We start from the raw sequence: 16,338 nt of genomic DNA on the forward strand, positions 1-16,338 counted from the left end.
GAGCAATGGGTCTCGTGTCCCGGACGCGCTGCGGCACGCAGTGACGCTGCGCAGAGCCGGGACCCAGCTGTATCCACAAACATCGGTGCATCGAGACAGGGGCCCCGGCTCAGCAGCGCACCACTAACGTGCTGCGCTGCGTCCGGGGCACGAGCGGTATGCGTGGAGAGAACTAAATCTCCACCACCTGCCCCGGCTTCATCGCCACGAACCGCTCCTGCGGAATCTTTGCGGCATCGAGCGCTTCCACCAGCGCTTTCGCCGGCGCGTCGATCGCTTCATCGGTCAGCTGGAACGTGCCGTGATGATGCCCGAGCGCTTGTTGCGCGCCGCAATCGGCCAGCGCCTTCACCGCATCTTCCGGATTCATGTGCTGATCGCGCATGAACCAACGCGGCTCGTAAGCGCCAATGGGAAGAATCGCCAGGCGCAGCGGCCCGTGCTTCTCGGCAACGCGGCGGAAGTGCCCGCCGTCGCCATAGCCGGAATCGCAGACGACGTAGATTTTCCCCGCAGGCGTCTCCAGCACGAAGCTCGCCCACAGCGCCTTGTTGCGATCGAACATGCCGCGCGCCGACCAGTGCCGGGTCGGCACCAGTGTCGCGGCGATGCCGCCGCCGAGCTCGACACGGTCGTGCCAGTCGAAGGCCTCGGCCTTGATGGTGGAATCGGCGCTGCGCATCGTCACGTCGTTGCCAAGCGGGGTCACCACGCGTGGCGCAAAATTCTTGGCGAGCCGCGACAGCGTCGCAATATCAAGATGGTCGTAATGCCCATGCGAGACCAGCACGACGTCGATCTTCGGCAGCTTCTCGAACGCGATGCCGGGATCGTTGTGCCGCTTCGGTCCGGCAAAGCTGACCGGCGAGACCCGCGAGGACCAGACGGGATCGACGAGGATGTTGAGGCCGCCGGCCTGGATCAGCCAGCTGGCGTGGCCGACGAAGGAAAGCCGCACCTTGTCGCCCTCGACTCGCTCCGGTGGCGTGTCGGCATAGGGGCTGGGCACCCAGTCGGGCCAGTCCGCGCGCTGCCCCCGGCCACCCAATTGCCAGCGCAGCACCTCCCCGAGCGATCGTGGCGGCGCCCCGTCGGGATCGAAGAAGGTCAGGCCGTCGAAATGGTCGGAGACCGGGCCGTCATAGGTTTTCATGCGGGATATCCAGAGGGAGGGCACGCCGACCAGCGCGGCGCCACCGCCAAGCAAGCCGAGAATATTGCGGCGGGTGATCGGCACCGGGCGGCTTCAGGGGTGGTTGGAGCGGTAAGACATCACCGGCTATATGGGCGGGGCGGCGGGAAAAGGAACCCATCGCCGAAAAGGCTCTGTTTTCAGAGCCTTGCCCTCCCAGAGGCGTCCCGGCACCCTAACTTTCCTTGACTTTTGGGCGGGAGCGGCGTTTAACCCCGCCACTTTCTCGGAAAGGCTTTCTTTTCGACCCGCCGACTGGCCCTGGAGGCCGGAGGTTAACGCCCGACAGCGCTGTGCGCCCTCGGGCGTAAAGGTGTTTGGAAGATCGCTTGCCAAGGAAGTGGTCATCCCCCGCCTTGTGCGCAATTGCGCACTGGGGCGTGGGATTCAGTACTCCGAGACGGCTCGGCTAGAACCGAAGCGCCGCGGCGTACTGGATGCCCCGGTCAAGCCGGGGCATGACAGTGGTGAACGCGGCAACCCTGCGCGAGCAGGACAAGGGACAAGTGCATTGTTCGACAATCTGTCGGAACGGCTTGGTGGCATTCTCGATCGTCTGACGGGGCGCGGTGCGCTGACCGAAAAGGACGTCGACGCCGCGATGCGCGAGGTGCGCCGCGCGCTGCTGGAAGCCGACGTCGCGCTCGAAGTCGTACGCAGCTTCACCGAGCGCGTCCGCGAGCAGGCGATCGGCGCCACCGTCGTCAAGTCGGTGACTCCAGGCCAGATGGTGGTCAAGATCGTCCATGACGAGCTGATCAACACGCTCGGCGCCGAAAGCCAGACCATCGACATCAATTCCGTGCCCCCGGTGCCGATCATGATGGTCGGCCTGCAAGGCTCCGGCAAAACCACCACCACCGCCAAGCTCGCCCGCCGCATGGTCCAGCGCGACAAGCGCAAGGTGCTGATGGCCTCGCTCGACATCTACCGTCCCGCGGCGATGGAGCAGCTGGCCGTGCTCGGCCGCGACCTCGACATTCCGACGCTGCCGATTGTCGCCGGCCAGCAGCCGGCTCAGATCGCAAAGCGCGCACTGGAAGCCGGCAAGCTCGGCGGCTACGACGTCGTGCTGCTCGACACCGCCGGCCGCACCACGCTCGACGAAGACATGATGGCGGAAGCGGCCGCGATCAAAGCCGCCGCTAATCCGCATGAAGTGCTGCTGGTCGCCGACAGCCTCACCGGCCAGGACGCCGTGAACCTTGCCCGTGCCTTCGACGAGCGCGTCGGCCTCACCGGCATCGTGCTGACGCGCGTGGACGGCGACGGCCGCGGCGGCGCGGCGCTGTCGATGCGCGCGGTCACCGGCAAGCCGATCAAGCTGCTCGGCACCGGTGAAAAGACCGATGCGCTGGAGGATTTCCATCCCGACCGTATCGCCGGCCGCATCCTCGGCATGGGCGACGTGGTCTCGCTGGTCGAGCGTGCCGCCGCCAATATCGACGCCGAAAAGGCCGCGCGCACCGCCGAGCGCATGCGCAAGGGTCAGTTCGACCTCAACGACATGCGCGAGCAGCTCTCGCAGATGGCGAACATGGGCGGCATCAGCGGCCTGATGGGCATGATGCCCGGCATCGCCAAGATGAAAAACCAGATCGCGGCCGCCGGCATCGACGACAAGATCCTGAAGCGCCAGGTCGCGGTGATCGATTCCATGACGCGCGACGAGCGCCGTCACCCGGACCTGCTCAAGGCCAGCCGCAAGAAGCGCATCGCTGCAGGCAGTGGCCAGAGCGTCGAGCAGGTCAACAAGCTGCTCAAGATGCACCGGAACATGGCCGACGTGATGAAGGCCATGGGTTCGGGCAAGCGCGGCCCGCTCGCCGGCATCGCACAGGCCATGGGTTTTGGCGGCGGCATGAAGATGCCCTCGCCGGAAGAGATGAAGGCGATGCAGGAGAAGATGCAGAGCGGCGGCGGACAGGGTCTGCCCAGCCTGCCGAAGGATCTGCCGCCTGGTCTTCGCTCGGGCCTGCCGAATTTGCCGGGGCTCACGGGCCTCAGCGGCAAGCCGACCCTGCCGGGGCTCGGCGGTTTTCCCGGCAAGAAGAAATGAGGAATTCGTCGCACGGGATCGCATCGGTCCCGCGCAACGCGGAATACCAATCAACCGAACAAAACGTACTTTGAAGGAGAACTGAATGTCCGTCGTTATCCGCCTCGCCCGCGCAGGCACCAAGAAGCGTCCCGTCTATCACGTCGTCGTCGCCGACTCCCGCTTCCCGCGCGATGGCCGCTTCATCGAGCGCCTCGGCTATTTCAACCCGCTGCTGCCGAAGGACAACGAGACCCGCCTGAAGCTCGACATGGACAAGGTCAAGGCCTGGCTCGCCAAGGGCGCGCAGCCGTCCGACCGCGTGTCGCGTTTCCTCGACGCCGCCGGCGTCAAGAAGCGCGAAGCGCGCAACAACCCCGAGAAGGCCGTGCCGCGCAAGGAGCGCAAGGCGCAGGCCGAAGCCGCCGCGAAGGGTTAAGGCTCGACCATGTCGGCGCTGGTCTGCGTCGCGCGGATCGGCGCCGCGCATGGTGTGCGCGGTGCGGTCAAATTATGGACCTTCACCGAAGATCCCTTTGCCGTCAGGCACTACGGTCCGCTTTCGTCCAAGGACGGCAAGCGCCAGTTCGAGGTCGCGCAGGCGCGCGAAGCGAAAGATCATCTGGTCGCGACGTTCAAGGGCGTCACGACCCGCGATGAGGCCGAGCGCCTCAACGGCATCGAGCTCTACGTCGCGCGCGACAAGCTGCCCGCGACCGACGAGGACGAATATTACCACACCGACCTGATCGGGCTCGCCGCCGTCACCACTGACGGCGATGCGCTCGGCCGCGTGCTCGCGATCCATAATTTCGGCGCCGGCGACATCATCGAGATCGCGCCACCCAAGGGCCCGACGCTGCTGCTGCCGTTTTCGAACGCAGTGGTGCCGGAGGTCGATCTTGCCGGCGGGCGCGTCGTCATCGCCCTGCCACAGGAGGTCGAGGGCGGGGACGAAGGCAAGGCTTCGTCATCGTGACGGAGCGGTAACCGCTCGCTAACAAAGCTCGCGAAATCTTCACTTGCATCAAACATCCGGCTCGTTCACGCTTGGGTTGCATCGCCCTCCCACGCGCTTCCCGAACACCGGAGCTCCAAATGCTGCGCTGCTGTCTTCTGGCAACGATCGGCCTGCTCGCATCAATGAGCGTCCTCCACGCGCAGACGCCGCCGAGCCCTCCGCCCGCAGCCGAGGCCCCACCCGTCGAAGCCATGGAAGAGCCGCAACTCGGCGACCACTGGACCTATGAGCTCCGCGACGAGATCACGGGCGATCTCAAATCAACGATGACGCACACCATTACGGACGTCACTGCCGCCGAAATCAGCATCCGCGTTGCGATGGTCGGCAAGAATGACAGCGGCTTCCAGACCTATAATCGCTCGTGGGACGTGCTCAGCGGCCTCTGGCGTTTCACGCCAAACGACGGGATGGGCATTCGCGCCCCACTGGAGGTCGGCAAGAGCTGGTCGGTGAAATCGACCGCCTTCAACGGCGCGAATGGCGCCAGCCTCAAAATCTCGGGGACGTCGAAGGTCACGGCCAAGGAGACCATCACCACGCGTGCCGGCACGTTCGAGGTCTACAAGATCGAGACATCGATCGAATCGCGAAACGCCAATGACGCGACGAAGAAATTCCTGACCGAGCAACAGACCTGGTATGCGCCGGCGATCGATCATTGGGTGAAGCGCGCAACCGTCAACCGATCCGAAGGCAGGGTTCGCGACCGGGCCCAGATCGAGCTGGTTGAATACGGCCGCCGCTGACCGGTCGGGCAGGGAAGAAAGACATGGTGGGGACGTTCTGATGCTTCGTCAATCGATGATCGCGGCCGCTTGCCTGCTTGCAGCAAGCACATCGGCCTGGGCCGCCGGCGAGGCGCCGGCAACGCCGGCCGCAAAGCCTGTCGTCGCAATGGAGGAGCCTCAGCAAGGCGACTTCTGGACCTACGAGGTGCACGACGAAATCAGCGGAAAGGTGAGCGCGGTCCGCAAGCACCTCGTTACCGAGGTCTCGCCGACCGAGATCGGCGTCCGCGTCACGACCGAAGGCAAGGAGTCCCAGGGCCTGATCGTCTATGATCGATCGTGGAATTTGAAGAACGCGGGTGAATGGAAACATCAACCCAGCGACGGCAGCGGCATCCGTACGCCCCTGAAGGTTGGCGACAGCTGGACTTTCTCCGGCGACGACGTCAACAACAGCAAGGGCAACATCTGGAAGCGCTCGGGCCATTCGAAGGTCGTCGCCCAGGAGAGCATCACGACCAAGGCCGGCACGTTCGAGACGTACAAGATCGAATCGACGCTGATGAGGCGCCCGACCAATGATCCGACCCGCAAGAACGACATCGCGGCCGTGGTCTGGTACGCGCCGGCCATCGACCATTGGGTGAAGCGCACCTTTGCCTCGCGGGGTAACGGCCATCTGCTGATCAACAACACCCTCGAGCTCGTCGAATACGGCCGCAAGAACTGAAGGCCTTCGACGTTTGGGTTTGTCGACGAATCACGGCTTCGCTGGCTCAGCCTGTCCGGCGGCCCTGCTGCTCGAGCCAGTCGCAGAACACCGCGCGATGCGGATCGTCGGCGCGTCCTTCCGGAAAGTACGCAAAGTAGCTGCGGGCCGGCAGGCTGATGTCCGGGAACGGCGTCACCAGACGTCCGGCGGCGAGATCGTCGGCGATCAATGCCGTCGGTCCCATGGCGACGCCGAGGCCGTCGAGTGCCGCCTGAAGCGTCAGGTAGAAATGATCGAAGGTCAGCGACGCCGCGCCCTCCAGCGCTGACTCGCCTGCATCCGTCAGCCAGTCGCGCCACAGCCGCGGCATCGAGGTGACGTGCAGCAGCGTATGCCGGCTGAGATCCGCGACCTCCGTCAGCGGCAGCTTCGCGAGCAGCGCCGGACTGCACACCGGCAGCCGCTGCTCCGACAGCAGGAAGCGCGACGCAAAGCCGTGAAAGGTGTCGGGACCGCCGCGGATCACCACGTCGAACAGCTCGGGCAGCGCGTCCACCTGGTCGTTCGACGTCGACAGCCGCACCTCGATATCGGGATGCTCAGTGCGAAACCTCGTCATGCGCGGCAACAGCCAACGCAGGCTGAAGGTCGCGAGCGCGTTGACCCGCAGCACCGCGGCCGGCGCCTCGCCGCGGCGCTTGCGATGCTGCTGCACGGCCGCCGAGACGCGGTCGAGCGCGGGCGCGAACTCCGCGAGCAGCGCAGCGCCGGCCGGCGTCAGCACCACCCGTCGCACCGATCGCCGGAACAGCGCCGGCGGCCCGAGCCAGCTCTCCAGCAGGCGGATCTGCTGGCTGACCGCGCCATGCGTGACGCCAAGCTCGACGGCGGCCTCCTTGAAGCTGCCGAGCCGGGCCGCCGCCTCGAAGGCGCGGATAGCATTCAGGGGTGGCAGGCTGCGGCGAGGAACGAACATGAGCCATATAATAGAATTTCTAGCACATGACCCCATACTGGTTTGTGACAGTTTCTTGAAGGCCGCATAAAGGAGGCCAAAGCACTTACAAAGTTACAGCTTTCGGCAGCTCCGGGTTTGAAGTCTTGGCCAATCTTCCTTCAAATTTTCTATCGCAATCGCGAACGACCGCTCCCGATGAGGAGACCCTGAGCAAGCCGCGCCGCACGCTCGCGGCCACCGGCCTCAACCACGCCCTGCACGACGGCTATACCGACCTGATCTACGTGCTGCTGCCGGTCTGGCAGGCCGAGTTCGCACTCAGCTACGGGCTTCTGGCGGTGATGCGCGGGCTCTATTCCGGCGCCATGGCCGGACTGCAAATCCCGGTCGGCCGCCTCGCCGAGCGGATCGACGGCAAGATCCTGCTTGTGCTCGGAACGATGCTGGCCGCGCTCGGCTATGTCCTGGCCGGACTGTCCGGCAGCGTCGCGGGACTGGGCCTGGCGCTCCTGGTCTCAGGCGCGGGCTCGAGCACGCAGCATCCGCTCGCCTCGGCCGCAGTGTCGCGCGCCTATGGCAAGGCGGCGCGCGGACCGCTCGGCATCTATAATTTCAGTGGCGATCTCGGCAAGGCCACGCTTCCCGCGCTGACGGCGATGCTGCTGGTGATCATGTCCTGGCGGCACGCGCTGCTTCTGATCGCGCTGATGGGTCTGCTCGTCGCGCTCTGTCTCGCGCTGCTGATGCCGGCCGTCGGCAAGGGCTTTGCGCAAAAATCAACGGTCACGACGCACGGCACGCATGCCGGCCGCGGCGGATTCTCCTGGCTGCTCGCGATCGGAATTCTCGACAGCGCGGTGCGGATGGGCTTCCTCACCTTCTTACCCTTCCTGCTGCGCGACAAGGGCGCCTCGGTGCCGACCAGCGGCGTCGCGCTGGCGATGCTGTTCATCGGCGGCGCCGCCGGCAAATTCACCTGCGGCTGGCTCGGCGCGCGGGTCGGCACGATCCGCACCGTGCTGCTGACCGAGGGCGGCACGGCCGCGCTGATCATCGCGGTGCTGGCGTTGCCGCTGATCCCGGCCATCATCGTGCTGCCGCTGCTCGGCGTGATGCTCAACGGCACATCCTCGGTGCTCTACGGAACCGTCCCCGAGCTCACATCGCCTGATCGCACCGAGCGCGCCTTCGCGCTGTTCTACACCGGCACGATCGGATCGGGCGCAACCGCGCCGGTGCTCTATGGCCTGCTCGGTGACGCCCTTGGTCCGACGCTGGCGACCGTGGCTACGGCCGTCACGGCCCTTGCCATCTGCCCGCTCGCGCTGCTGCTGGGATCGCATCTCGCCGACGACCGGCGAACCTGAACGGCCCAAGGTCTCGACCTCTCGGCCGCGATGCCCTAACCAACGGCCATGACGAACCCTTCACCCTGGCGCGCGACGGTGCTGACGCTGTTTCCGGAGATGTTTCCGGGGCCACTCGGCGTGAGTCTCGCCGGGCGGGCGCTGGCTGGCGGGCTCTGGGAGCTCGAGGCGCGGGACATCCGGGCCTCCGCCACCGACCGCCATCGCAGTGTCGACGATACACCCGCCGGCGGCGGACCGGGCATGGTGCTGCGGGCTGATGTTCTGGCGGCGGCCATCGATGCTGCCGAGATCGGCCAAGATCCTTCAAAAGACCGGCCGAAACTGCTGATGAGCCCGCGCGGTCGGCCATTGACCCAGGCCCGGGTGGCCGAGCTTGCCAGGGGCTCCGGTCCCCTGATCGTCTGTGGCCGCTTCGAAGGGATCGACCAGCGGGTGATCGAGGGGCGCGGCCTGGAGGAGGTCTCGATCGGCGATTACGTGCTCTCCGGCGGCGAAATCGCCGCATTGGCCTTGATCGACGCCTGTGTCCGGCTGCTGCCGGGGGTGATGGGCAAGGAGGCCTCGGGAACCGAGGAGAGCTTCTCCGACGGCCTGCTCGAATACCCCCAATACACCCGTCCGCAGCTGTTCGAGGGGGTTCCGATCCCGGAAATCCTGACCTCCGGCGACCATGCCAGGGTCGCGGCCTGGCGGCGGGAGCAATCCGAGGCGCTGACGGCGGCCCGGCGGCCGGATTTGTGGGCTCAGATCCCGGCCAAAGTCCCGAATCGGGCCCGTCGCCAAAAAACGCCAAAAAACAAGACAGACGGGTGACAAACGCTCCGGCTTGCCTTATAGCAGCGGCCAAATCCGCAATGGCTGGATAGACGAATTTCGCGCAGCCCCCGTTTCCAAGGCTGGGCGCGCCGATGGAGATTTACCCATGAACCTGATCCAACAGCTCGAAAAAGAGCAATTCGACAAGCTCTCCGCCAGCAAGGAGATTCCGGAGTTCGGCCCCGGCGACACCGTGATCGTCAACGTGAAGGTGGTCGAAGGCGACCGTACCCGCGTGCAGGCCTATGAAGGCGTCTGCATCGGCCGTTCCGGCGGCGGTCTCAACGAGAGCTTCACCGTCCGCAAGATCTCCTATGGCGAGGGCGTGGAGCGCGTGTTCCCGGTGATGTCGCCGATGATCGACTCGATCAAGGTGGTGCGCCGCGGCAAGGTGCGTCGCGCCAAGCTCTATTACCTGCGTCAGCTGCGCGGCAAGTCGGCCCGCATCGTCGAGAAGACCGAGCACGCCAAGGCCGTCAACGAGTAAGCTCCGCCTCACCAGGCAAGTTTTCGAAAGCGCGGGGCTCGGCTCCGCGCTTTTTGTTTTGGCAGGACGCCCTCCCCGACCTCGTCATTGCGAGCGAAGCGAAGCAATCCAGAGTCCTTCCGCAGAGGCAGTCCTGGATTGCTTCGTCGCAAGGGCTTCTCGCAATGACGATGCCGCTAGACACTCGCGCTTTAACTCCCGCATGCTATATAGCTTCTAGAATGTTTCCAGATCAGACCAGTTCCTCGTCCGTCAAGCGCATCGTCATCGACGATCGCTCGCGGCTGCCTGGCCGGTTCTTCGGACGCTTCGCGACCTCGGCAACGTCAGAGCTTAGTCCCGCAGCTTAAAGGCTGCGCTGAAGACGATTTTGTTGCCCCGCGCGTGACCCCGCGCTCTTCGCTGACACACATTCTTCGGAGCTGACGCTCATGTCCAAGCCCACCACATTGTACGACAAGATCTGGAACGACCATCTGGTGCACGAAGCCGACGACGGCACCTGCCTGCTCTATATCGACCGCCATCTGGTGCACGAGGTGACCTCGCCGCAGGCGTTCGAAGGCCTGCGCGCCACCGGCCGCAAGGTGCACTCGCCCGAGAAGACGCTCGCGGTCGTCGACCACAACGTGCCGACCACCGATCGCACCAAGCCGAACCCCGATCCTGAAAGCATCGAGCAGATCAAGGCGCTGGCCGACAACGCCAAGGAATTCGGCATCGAATATTACGACGAGTTCGACAGGCGCCAGGGCGTCGTTCACGTCATCGGCCCCGAGCAGGGCTTTACCCTGCCCGGCACCACCATCGTCTGCGGTGACAGCCACACCTCGACGCATGGCGCGTTCGGCGCGCTCGCGCACGGCATCGGCACGTCGGAAGTCGAGCATGTGCTGGCGACGCAGACGCTGATCCAGAAGAAGGCCAAGAACATGCGCGTCACCGTCGACGGCAAATTGCCCGACGGCGTGACCGGCAAGGACATCATCCTGGCCATCATCGGCGAGATCGGCACCGCGGGTGGTACCGGCTACGTGCTGGAATACGCCGGCGACGCGATCAGCGCGCTCAGCATGGAAGGCCGCATGACGGTCTGCAACATGTCGATCGAAGGCGGCGCCCGCGCCGGCCTGGTCGCGCCCGACCAGAAGGCCTATGACTTCCTGCGTGGCCGTCCGAAGGCGCCGAAGGGCGCGGACTGGGATGCGGCGATGCGCTACTGGGAGCGCTTGCGCTCCGACGAGGGCGCGCATTTCGACCACGAGCTGCGCCTCGACGCCGCAAAACTGCCGCCGATCGTGACCTGGGGCACCAGCCCCGAGGACGTGATCTCGGTCACCGGCATCGTGCCTGATCCTGACAAGATCGCGGACGAGGCCAAGCGCATCTCCAAGCACCGTGCGCTGAAATACATGGGCCTGACCGCGGGCACGAAGATCACCGACATCAAGCTCGACCGCATCTTCATTGGCTCCTGCACCAACGGCCGCATCGAGGACTTACGCGCTGCCGCGAAGATTGCTGAAGGCAAGACCGTTTCAGCGCATGTCAATGCCATGGTCGTGCCCGGCTCCGGTCTCGTGAAGGAGCAGGCCGAAGCCGAAGGTCTGGACAAGATCTTCATCAAGGCCGGCTTCGAATGGCGCGAGCCCGGTTGCTCGATGTGCCTCGCCATGAACCCGGACAAGCTGGCGCCGGAAGAGCGCTGCGCCTCGACCTCGAACCGCAACTTCGAGGGCCGCCAGGGTTTCAAGGGCCGCACGCATCTGGTGTCGCCGGCGATGGCGGCAGCCGCCGCGATCGCCGGTCACTTCGTTGACATCAGGGAGTGGCGGTAAGCCGCTCCCCGCAATTGTAGCGATTACGGCAAACCGCCATTAATCGGCGTCACCCACATTGTGTCCTCGCGACGGTTTCGCGAGGACACACCTCATGGCCAACAAGCCCGAATATGTCGACCTGATCAGCGACGCCACGCGCCAGCACCGGCGGCGCGCGACGCCGCTGCGCATCGTCGCCAAGCCCGAGGTCGAGGAGACCTCGAAGCTCAGCCGCTGGCCGCCGGCGATGTTCAAGCAGTGGAAGATCGAGAACCTGATGCGGTGGAAGTCCGCATCATGGAAGCTGAAGGATTGGCTGTAGGTGATGATGTCATTCCGGGGCGCCCGAAGGGCGAGCCCGGAATCTCGAGATTCCGGGTCTGGCGCTTACGCGCCATCCCGGAATGACGGCGCTAACTCACATCACCAATAATACCGGTAGGGATGATGCCAGCGATGCCAGCGGCAGACGCGGCGCGGACCGTAATAGGTCCAGATGATCCGGCAGCGGCGCGGATGGTGGTAATAGGGATAGTAGCCGCCGTAATAATAGCGCCGGTGGAAGTGGCGATAGCCGTAATGCGGGCGATAGACTCCGTAGCGATGGAATCCGCCTCCGCCATAGTGACGAACGCCGCCGTAGCGAATGCCGCCGCCGTGAAAGGCCGGCGCGGCGCGGAAGCCGCCGCCATGGAAGCCGCCGAAATGTCCGCCGCCGCCGTGGAAGCCACCACCACGGAAGCCGCCACCGCCGTGGAAACCGCCACCATGTCCACCACCACCACCGCCGCCGTGGCGAACCTGCGTGATCATGTCGTCGCTTGCAGTCTTAGCCGCCGGCAACGCGGTCGGATTGATCGGTGTCATCGCTTCAGCACGTTGCGCAGTCCCGGCCGACAACATCAGCGTGGCAACGGCCGCAAGCCCGAGCAAACGCATCGGGCTTGTCCCAGCACCCAAGATCCTCAGCATGGAATTCTCCCTGAAATCTGACAGCGGCGTCGCGGCGCAGCGTCTGCGCCGCCACTGTTCATTTGGCTGTTCGTTCGCGGTCGCTCCCAAGATTAAATTAGGGACAGCGACGTGAACGCCTCATGAATGAACGAGGCAGCGCGCGCGGCGTCACCAAAACGGCCCATAGCCGATCACGAAGGGCGCAGGCACGCCGTAAGGATAAGGCCTGTAGTAGACCGGCCGCGCGTAATAAGGCGGATCACGGCGCGCAGCCGGCTGCGCTACCTCATAGTATCGCGCGTGTTTCCGTACATCGAAAACAGCACGCCCCGCCGAGGCATCCGGCTTCGTCATTCTCTGCGCCGCGGACGCGTGCGGCAGACTGGCGGCAAGCGCAACAGCCAATGCAAACCATCTCACCATGACGACCTCCGCCCTGAAGATGCGGGCATCACGCGGCCGTCTGCAAGTTAAAACAGGCCCGGAGATCCGGGCCTGTTCCTGATGATCGACCGCCAATCACCAACGGCGATGATGCCAGCGGTGCCCGCGCCAGTGAGGACGGCGCCAATGATGGCGATGCCAGCGGACCTCGGTGGTCGGCGTGACTTCATCCTGCACCGATTGCGCGGCACCCGGATTGATCAGCGACACTGCCTGCGCACGCTCGACCGGCGCGGCGAGGACGAGCAACGCACCGGCGGCCGCGAGGCCGAACATCTTCAAAGACTGCATTTGGTTGGATCTCCTGACATCGTTCTTGCGGTGCACGCGCTGACCCGACGTTACGACACAAGGACTAGAGCTGAGCTCTAGAGCCTCAAGCTTGAATCGGCTATGGATGAACGCGCCCCGGACATGAATGCAGAAGGCGCGCAACAAGTTCCTGAGATCACGCGCAACATTTCAGGCGCCACCAAAACCGGCCGTCAGCGACGAACGTATCTTCTGGTCAAGCGAATGCAGGAGATGGTCATGCCGAATTCCCGCGGATTGCGGATATCTCGCCTCGCGATCACAGTGAGCCTTGCGCTCGGTGCGAGCTCCGCGCTTGCCGCGCAGGGACCGGGCGTCGAGGCCGGCGCTGCAAGCCCACTCACGCAGCTCGTGATGGCGGTGCTGGTCTATGGCGCGTCTGCGCTCGTCGTCGGCGCCGGCCTGATTGGCGCGCTACGTGGCTAGTCAGCCCCGGCGCCAATAGCAGCTCATATGCGGCACGATCACGGTGCCGCTGGGCCGATATTCCTGCACGTAGGTGGCATTGCATTCGCGGACCGCGTCGGGGCCGGGATTGTAGCGCGGATAGACGCCGTCAGGGCTGTAATAGGGCGTGACGCGCAGGCGCGCCGGAGGCCGCTTGCGCGGCGGCGGGGCGTCGGGCGAGGCGGTCTGGGCGAGCCGGATCTCGGGGCTGGCGGTCTGCGCCTGAGCGCCAACACAAATTTGCGAAAACAACCCCATGCACAGTAGCGTCAGCGCTGTTTTCGCTCGCATTTTACCGCCCACCTGAATGGTCCCATTCGAGGCCCCACGCTCCCCGTTTTGGCGGCGTCCGTCAACCTCGCCGCGCTTATAAAGCCTGATGCATCGTCGCGGAACCCACGCTAAGAGGGACAGCATGTGGACGGAATTGAAAGCCCCCTCGCTGGCCGAGATGGAAGCGATGGCACATGCGGTGTTCGAGCGCCTGCCGGCGGAATTTCGCGGCCTCTGCGAGGGCGTGATCCTCCGCGTCGACGACTTCCCGACCGAGGAGGTCCTCGACGAGATGGAATGCGAGAGCGAGTTCGACCTGCTCGGCCTGTTCCAGGGCGTCGGCCTGCCCCAGCAGAGTTTTGGCGACGTGGCGCGGCTGCCCAACATGGTCTGGCTCTACCGCCGGCCGATCCTGGACTACTGGGCCGAGCACGATGAAAGCCTCGGCCACATCGTCCGCCACGTCCTGATCCACGAGATCGGCCACCATTTCGGCCTATCGGACGACGATATGGCGGCGATCGAGGCTCAGGCAGAGTAGGACGCGGGCGTCTCAAGTCGTGGTGCAGGGAGAAGCATCGTCAGTCGATAGTCGGACCACCCGGCGAGCGACAGCGACACCTGCTGATAGTGCAGCAGCCCCATGGTCGGATGATCGAACGCACGCGCGCCGCCTTCGCGCGCCAGGACCCCCTGCGTGTCCCAGCAGCGTTCGAAATCGGGGCTTCCCAGTCTCAGCTCCTCCACCAGCCGACGAATCTCCGGATCGTCCGAGTAAGCTGTCACCGCGGCGCGGAACTCCGCGACGACACGACGTGCGCGGGAGGTCCAGTCAAGGATCAGGGTTCGTGCCTCAGGCCTGAGGAAGATGTAGCGCAGCAGATTTTTCTCGCCGTCGGCGTCGAGCCATCCCGCAAACAGAACGGACGCCTTCGCATTCCAGCGACGCGCCCGCCATGTGCGATCGAGGATGTAGGCGGGTCCAGCGATCGCATCGACGCAGGCCAGGATCTCGTCAGGCGGATCATCCCTCGTGCCCGGACGTTCGGGATCGCGCTTGCCGGCAACTTCGAAGAGATAGCCGCGCTCGGCCCGTGACAGGCGCAATCCGCTGGCAAGGCGCGCAAGTGCCGAAGCGGAGACGGACACATCGCGCGCCTGTTCGATCCAGGTGTACCAGGTGACGCTCAATCCGCAGAGCTGGGCCACCTCCTCGCGCCGCAGGCCGGGCGTGCGCCGTCGTGGGCCCGTGGCGAGGCCGAATTCCGCCGGAGACTGGCGCTCCCGGAGCGCCCGCAGGAAGGCACTGAGCGAGAGCGCCGGAGCGGCTGGGTCTGTTCCCTTCATGGTGGTTTTTATACCAGCATAAATAGCATTCTTAAACGGGTATATCGGATGTGCTAGCTCTATGTCGCGGCGGCGCCGCCGCACAGAGGACGCACGGACATGGGCAAGCAATTCGCCGGGATCGAACCGGAGCACCGGGCTTTCATCGAGCGGCAGAAGATCTTCTTCGTCGCGAGCGCCCCGCCGAAGGGACGCATCAACGTATCCCCCAAGGGCCTGTCCTCATTCCGGGTGCTCGGAGACACCGATGTCGCCTACCTCGATTGCACCGGCAGCGGCAGCGAGACCCGCGCGCACCTGATGGCCTCCGACGACAAGCGGTTGACCATCATGTTTTGCGCCTTCGATGGCCCCCCGATGATCCTGCGGCTCTATGGCCAGGGCCGGTCGCTGATGCGCGGCACGCCGGAATATGCCGATCTCGCCCCCGGGTTCGAGGACGTCGCCGGGGCACGCCAGATCGTCCGTCTCTCGGTCGACCTCGTGCAGACGTCGTGCGGCATGGGCGTGCCGCTGTTCGACTACAGGCAGGAGCGCGACAGCCTCGTGCGCCATTGGACGAGGCAGGGCGTCAACAATTTGCGAAAATACTGGGGCCTGAAGAACATGAAGAGCATCGACGGCCTGCCGACCGGCTTTGCCCCTGACCTCATGGCTCCGCCGATCTGACAGACCAAGACTGCCGAATCCGGCCTAGGATTCGCGTATCAACCGGGCTAAACAGCCCTCCCCTGACTTCGAACCAGGAAGCCCAAGATGGACAAGTTCACCACGCTGGAAGGCGTCGCGGCGCCGCTGAAGATCATCAATGTCGACACCGACATGATCATTCCGAAGCAGTACCTCAAAACCATCAAGCGCACCGGCCTTGGCAAGGGGCTGTTCTCCGAGCAGCGCTACAAGGACGACGGCAGCGAGAACCCGGACTTCGTCCTCAACCAGCCCGCCTATCGCAATGCGAAGGTGCTGGTCGCCGGCGACAATTTCGGCTGCGGCTCGAGCCGCGAGCACGCGCCCTGGGCGCTGCTCGACTTCGGCATCCGCTGCGTGATCTCGACCTCGTTCGGCGACATCTTCTACAACAACTGCTTCAAGAACGGCATTCTGCCGATCCGCGTTGCCCAGGAAGACCTCGACAAGCTGTTCGACGACGCCGAGCGCGGCGCCAACGCGACCCTGACGATCGACCTGCCGAACCAGGAGATCCGCGGCCCCGACGGCGGCAAGGTCAAGTTCGAGATCGACCCGTTCCGCAAGCACTGCCTGATCAACGGCCTCGACGACATCGGTCTCACCATGGAGAAGAAGTCGTCGATCGACAGCTACGAAGAGAAGCTCAAGAGCGAACGCGCCTGGGCGTGATCTTCGATTTTCGTTCGAGCCCCGGTGCGATGAGCGCCGGGGCTTTTTCTTTGC

Annotated in this window: 20 protein-coding genes; 14 read left to right on the forward strand and 6 right to left on the reverse strand. The window is 64.8% G+C overall.

What is annotated here, in order from left to right:
- Window positions 1-172: 172 nt before the first annotated feature.
- A complete protein-coding gene (locus tag AC1RR3_RS35625; RefSeq protein ID WP_492829496.1) occupies window positions 173-1,237 on the reverse strand; it encodes an MBL fold metallo-hydrolase in 1,065 nt (354 codons plus the stop codon).
- A 466-nt stretch (window positions 1,238-1,703) separates the two neighbouring features.
- Between AC1RR3_RS35625 and ffh the strand changes: the two genes are divergently transcribed.
- The 5 genes from ffh (at window position 1,704) to AC1RR3_RS35650 (ending at window position 5,712) form a co-directional block, all read left to right on the forward strand.
- On the forward strand, window positions 1,704-3,251 hold the full coding sequence (gene ffh, locus AC1RR3_RS35630) for a signal recognition particle protein (protein WP_492829498.1): 1,548 nt from the start codon (window positions 1,704-1,706) through the stop codon (window positions 3,249-3,251).
- Between the two features lie 85 nt (window positions 3,252-3,336).
- Complete coding sequence (gene rpsP / locus AC1RR3_RS35635; RefSeq protein ID WP_014438992.1) at window positions 3,337-3,669, forward strand: 30S ribosomal protein S16; 333 nt, start codon at window positions 3,337-3,339, stop codon at window positions 3,667-3,669.
- A 9-nt stretch (window positions 3,670-3,678) separates the two neighbouring features.
- The gene (gene rimM / locus AC1RR3_RS35640) at window positions 3,679-4,209 is read left to right on the forward strand and encodes a ribosome maturation factor RimM (RefSeq protein WP_492829501.1); all 531 of its coding nucleotides are present in this window, start codon (window positions 3,679-3,681) and stop codon (window positions 4,207-4,209) included.
- Window positions 4,210-4,328: 119 nt separating this feature from the next.
- Entirely contained in the window at window positions 4,329-5,000 is a 672-nt protein-coding gene (locus AC1RR3_RS35645; RefSeq protein WP_492829503.1) for a TapB family protein, read from the forward strand.
- 40 nt (window positions 5,001-5,040) lie between these two features.
- The gene (locus AC1RR3_RS35650) at window positions 5,041-5,712 is read left to right on the forward strand and encodes a TapB family protein (RefSeq protein ID WP_492829505.1); all 672 of its coding nucleotides are present in this window, start codon (window positions 5,041-5,043) and stop codon (window positions 5,710-5,712) included.
- 46 nt (window positions 5,713-5,758) lie between these two features.
- Here AC1RR3_RS35650 and AC1RR3_RS35655 read toward each other — a convergent pair whose 3' ends face one another.
- Window positions 5,759-6,670, reverse strand: a complete 912-nt coding sequence (locus AC1RR3_RS35655) for a LysR substrate-binding domain-containing protein (RefSeq protein ID WP_492829507.1) — start codon at window positions 6,668-6,670, stop codon at window positions 5,759-5,761.
- A gap of 125 nt (window positions 6,671-6,795) precedes the next feature.
- Between AC1RR3_RS35655 and AC1RR3_RS35660 the strand changes: the two genes are divergently transcribed.
- The 5 genes from AC1RR3_RS35660 to AC1RR3_RS35680 all read left to right on the forward strand — a co-directional run bounded on the left by AC1RR3_RS35660 (window position 6,796) and on the right by AC1RR3_RS35680 (window position 11,467).
- Window positions 6,796-8,019, forward strand: coding sequence for an MFS transporter (locus tag AC1RR3_RS35660; protein WP_492829509.1), 1,224 nt, complete (start codon window positions 6,796-6,798; stop codon window positions 8,017-8,019).
- Between the two features lie 48 nt (window positions 8,020-8,067).
- Window positions 8,068-8,835 (forward strand): tRNA (guanosine(37)-N1)-methyltransferase TrmD, encoded by a 768-nt coding sequence (trmD, locus tag AC1RR3_RS35665; RefSeq protein ID WP_492829511.1) that lies wholly within the window; start codon window positions 8,068-8,070, stop codon window positions 8,833-8,835.
- 109 nt (window positions 8,836-8,944) lie between these two features.
- Complete coding sequence (gene rplS, locus AC1RR3_RS35670; protein ID WP_211383638.1) at window positions 8,945-9,325, forward strand: 50S ribosomal protein L19; 381 nt, start codon at window positions 8,945-8,947, stop codon at window positions 9,323-9,325.
- Between the two features lie 431 nt (window positions 9,326-9,756).
- Window positions 9,757-11,163: a 3-isopropylmalate dehydratase large subunit gene (leuC, locus tag AC1RR3_RS35675; RefSeq protein WP_492829513.1), complete on the forward strand. Its 1,407-nt coding sequence runs from the start codon at window positions 9,757-9,759 to the stop codon at window positions 11,161-11,163.
- 94 nt (window positions 11,164-11,257) lie between these two features.
- A complete protein-coding gene (locus AC1RR3_RS35680) occupies window positions 11,258-11,467 on the forward strand; it encodes a hypothetical protein (protein WP_492829515.1) in 210 nt (69 codons plus the stop codon).
- 101 nt (window positions 11,468-11,568) lie between these two features.
- Here the strand turns inward: AC1RR3_RS35680 and AC1RR3_RS35685 are convergent, their stop codons facing one another.
- Window positions 11,569-12,117: a hypothetical protein gene (locus tag AC1RR3_RS35685; protein ID WP_492829517.1), complete on the reverse strand. Its 549-nt coding sequence runs from the start codon at window positions 12,115-12,117 to the stop codon at window positions 11,569-11,571.
- 501 nt (window positions 12,118-12,618) lie between these two features.
- Complete coding sequence (locus AC1RR3_RS35690; RefSeq protein WP_492829519.1) at window positions 12,619-12,834, reverse strand: hypothetical protein; 216 nt, start codon at window positions 12,832-12,834, stop codon at window positions 12,619-12,621.
- Window positions 12,835-13,074: 240 nt separating this feature from the next.
- On the opposite strand from AC1RR3_RS35690, the gene AC1RR3_RS35695 reads away from it, so the two are divergent.
- Entirely contained in the window at window positions 13,075-13,281 is a 207-nt protein-coding gene (locus AC1RR3_RS35695; protein WP_492829520.1) for a hypothetical protein, read from the forward strand.
- On the opposite strand, the gene AC1RR3_RS35700 is transcribed toward AC1RR3_RS35695, so the two are convergent.
- Entirely contained in the window at window positions 13,282-13,560 is a 279-nt protein-coding gene (locus tag AC1RR3_RS35700) for a hypothetical protein (protein ID WP_492829613.1), read from the reverse strand.
- A gap of 157 nt (window positions 13,561-13,717) precedes the next feature.
- On the opposite strand from AC1RR3_RS35700, the gene AC1RR3_RS35705 reads away from it, so the two are divergent.
- Window positions 13,718-14,116, forward strand: a complete 399-nt coding sequence (locus tag AC1RR3_RS35705) for a metallopeptidase family protein (protein ID WP_492829522.1) — start codon at window positions 13,718-13,720, stop codon at window positions 14,114-14,116.
- On the opposite strand, the gene AC1RR3_RS35710 is transcribed toward AC1RR3_RS35705, so the two are convergent.
- On the reverse strand, window positions 14,104-14,922 hold the full coding sequence (locus AC1RR3_RS35710) for a helix-turn-helix transcriptional regulator (RefSeq protein WP_492829523.1): 819 nt from the start codon (window positions 14,920-14,922) through the stop codon (window positions 14,104-14,106). The two genes, AC1RR3_RS35705 and AC1RR3_RS35710, sit on opposite strands and share 13 nt — an antisense overlap.
- A gap of 99 nt (window positions 14,923-15,021) precedes the next feature.
- Here AC1RR3_RS35710 and AC1RR3_RS35715 point away from each other — a divergent pair, with 99 nt between their 5' ends.
- Together AC1RR3_RS35715 and leuD are read left to right on the forward strand one after the other, a co-directional pair.
- On the forward strand, window positions 15,022-15,591 hold the full coding sequence (locus AC1RR3_RS35715) for a pyridoxamine 5'-phosphate oxidase family protein (protein WP_492829525.1): 570 nt from the start codon (window positions 15,022-15,024) through the stop codon (window positions 15,589-15,591).
- Window positions 15,592-15,678: 87 nt separating this feature from the next.
- Window positions 15,679-16,284 carry a 3-isopropylmalate dehydratase small subunit gene (gene leuD / locus AC1RR3_RS35720; RefSeq protein WP_492829527.1) on the forward strand — a complete coding sequence of 202 codons (606 nt, stop codon included), beginning with the start codon at window positions 15,679-15,681 and terminating at the stop codon, window positions 16,282-16,284.
- Window positions 16,285-16,338: the final 54 nt, after the last annotated feature.

The sequence above is a fragment of the Bradyrhizobium sp. GW821-FHT13H05 genome, from assembly GCF_058804065.1.

Excerpts from the sequence above, each read along its gene's own strand:
- AC1RR3_RS35650 (WP_492829505.1), top strand. The coding sequence starts at position 5,041 with ATGCTTCGTCAATCGATGATCGCGGCCGCTTGCCTGCTTGCAGCAAGC.
- AC1RR3_RS35695 (WP_492829520.1), top strand. The coding sequence starts at position 13,075 with ATGCCGAATTCCCGCGGATTGCGGATATCTCGCCTCGCGATCACAGTG.
- rplS (WP_211383638.1), top strand. The coding sequence starts at position 8,945 with ATGAACCTGATCCAACAGCTCGAAAAAGAGCAATTCGACAAGCTCTCC.
- AC1RR3_RS35705 (WP_492829522.1), top strand. The coding sequence starts at position 13,718 with ATGTGGACGGAATTGAAAGCCCCCTCGCTGGCCGAGATGGAAGCGATG.
- AC1RR3_RS35680 (WP_492829515.1), top strand. The coding sequence starts at position 11,258 with ATGGCCAACAAGCCCGAATATGTCGACCTGATCAGCGACGCCACGCGC.
- AC1RR3_RS35685 (WP_492829517.1), bottom strand. The coding sequence starts at position 12,117 with ATGCTGAGGATCTTGGGTGCTGGGACAAGCCCGATGCGTTTGCTCGGG.
- trmD (WP_492829511.1), top strand. The coding sequence starts at position 8,068 with ATGACGAACCCTTCACCCTGGCGCGCGACGGTGCTGACGCTGTTTCCG.
- AC1RR3_RS35710 (WP_492829523.1), bottom strand. The coding sequence starts at position 14,922 with ATGAAGGGAACAGACCCAGCCGCTCCGGCGCTCTCGCTCAGTGCCTTC.
- rimM (WP_492829501.1), top strand. The coding sequence starts at position 3,679 with ATGTCGGCGCTGGTCTGCGTCGCGCGGATCGGCGCCGCGCATGGTGTG.
- leuD (WP_492829527.1), top strand. The coding sequence starts at position 15,679 with ATGGACAAGTTCACCACGCTGGAAGGCGTCGCGGCGCCGCTGAAGATC.
- AC1RR3_RS35645 (WP_492829503.1), top strand. The coding sequence starts at position 4,329 with ATGCTGCGCTGCTGTCTTCTGGCAACGATCGGCCTGCTCGCATCAATG.
- AC1RR3_RS35690 (WP_492829519.1), bottom strand. The coding sequence starts at position 12,834 with ATGCAGTCTTTGAAGATGTTCGGCCTCGCGGCCGCCGGTGCGTTGCTC.
- AC1RR3_RS35700 (WP_492829613.1), bottom strand. The coding sequence starts at position 13,560 with ATGGGGTTGTTTTCGCAAATTTGTGTTGGCGCTCAGGCGCAGACCGCC.
- AC1RR3_RS35715 (WP_492829525.1), top strand. The coding sequence starts at position 15,022 with ATGGGCAAGCAATTCGCCGGGATCGAACCGGAGCACCGGGCTTTCATC.
- rpsP (WP_014438992.1), top strand. The coding sequence starts at position 3,337 with ATGTCCGTCGTTATCCGCCTCGCCCGCGCAGGCACCAAGAAGCGTCCC.
- leuC (WP_492829513.1), top strand. The coding sequence starts at position 9,757 with ATGTCCAAGCCCACCACATTGTACGACAAGATCTGGAACGACCATCTG.
- AC1RR3_RS35655 (WP_492829507.1), bottom strand. The coding sequence starts at position 6,670 with ATGTTCGTTCCTCGCCGCAGCCTGCCACCCCTGAATGCTATCCGCGCC.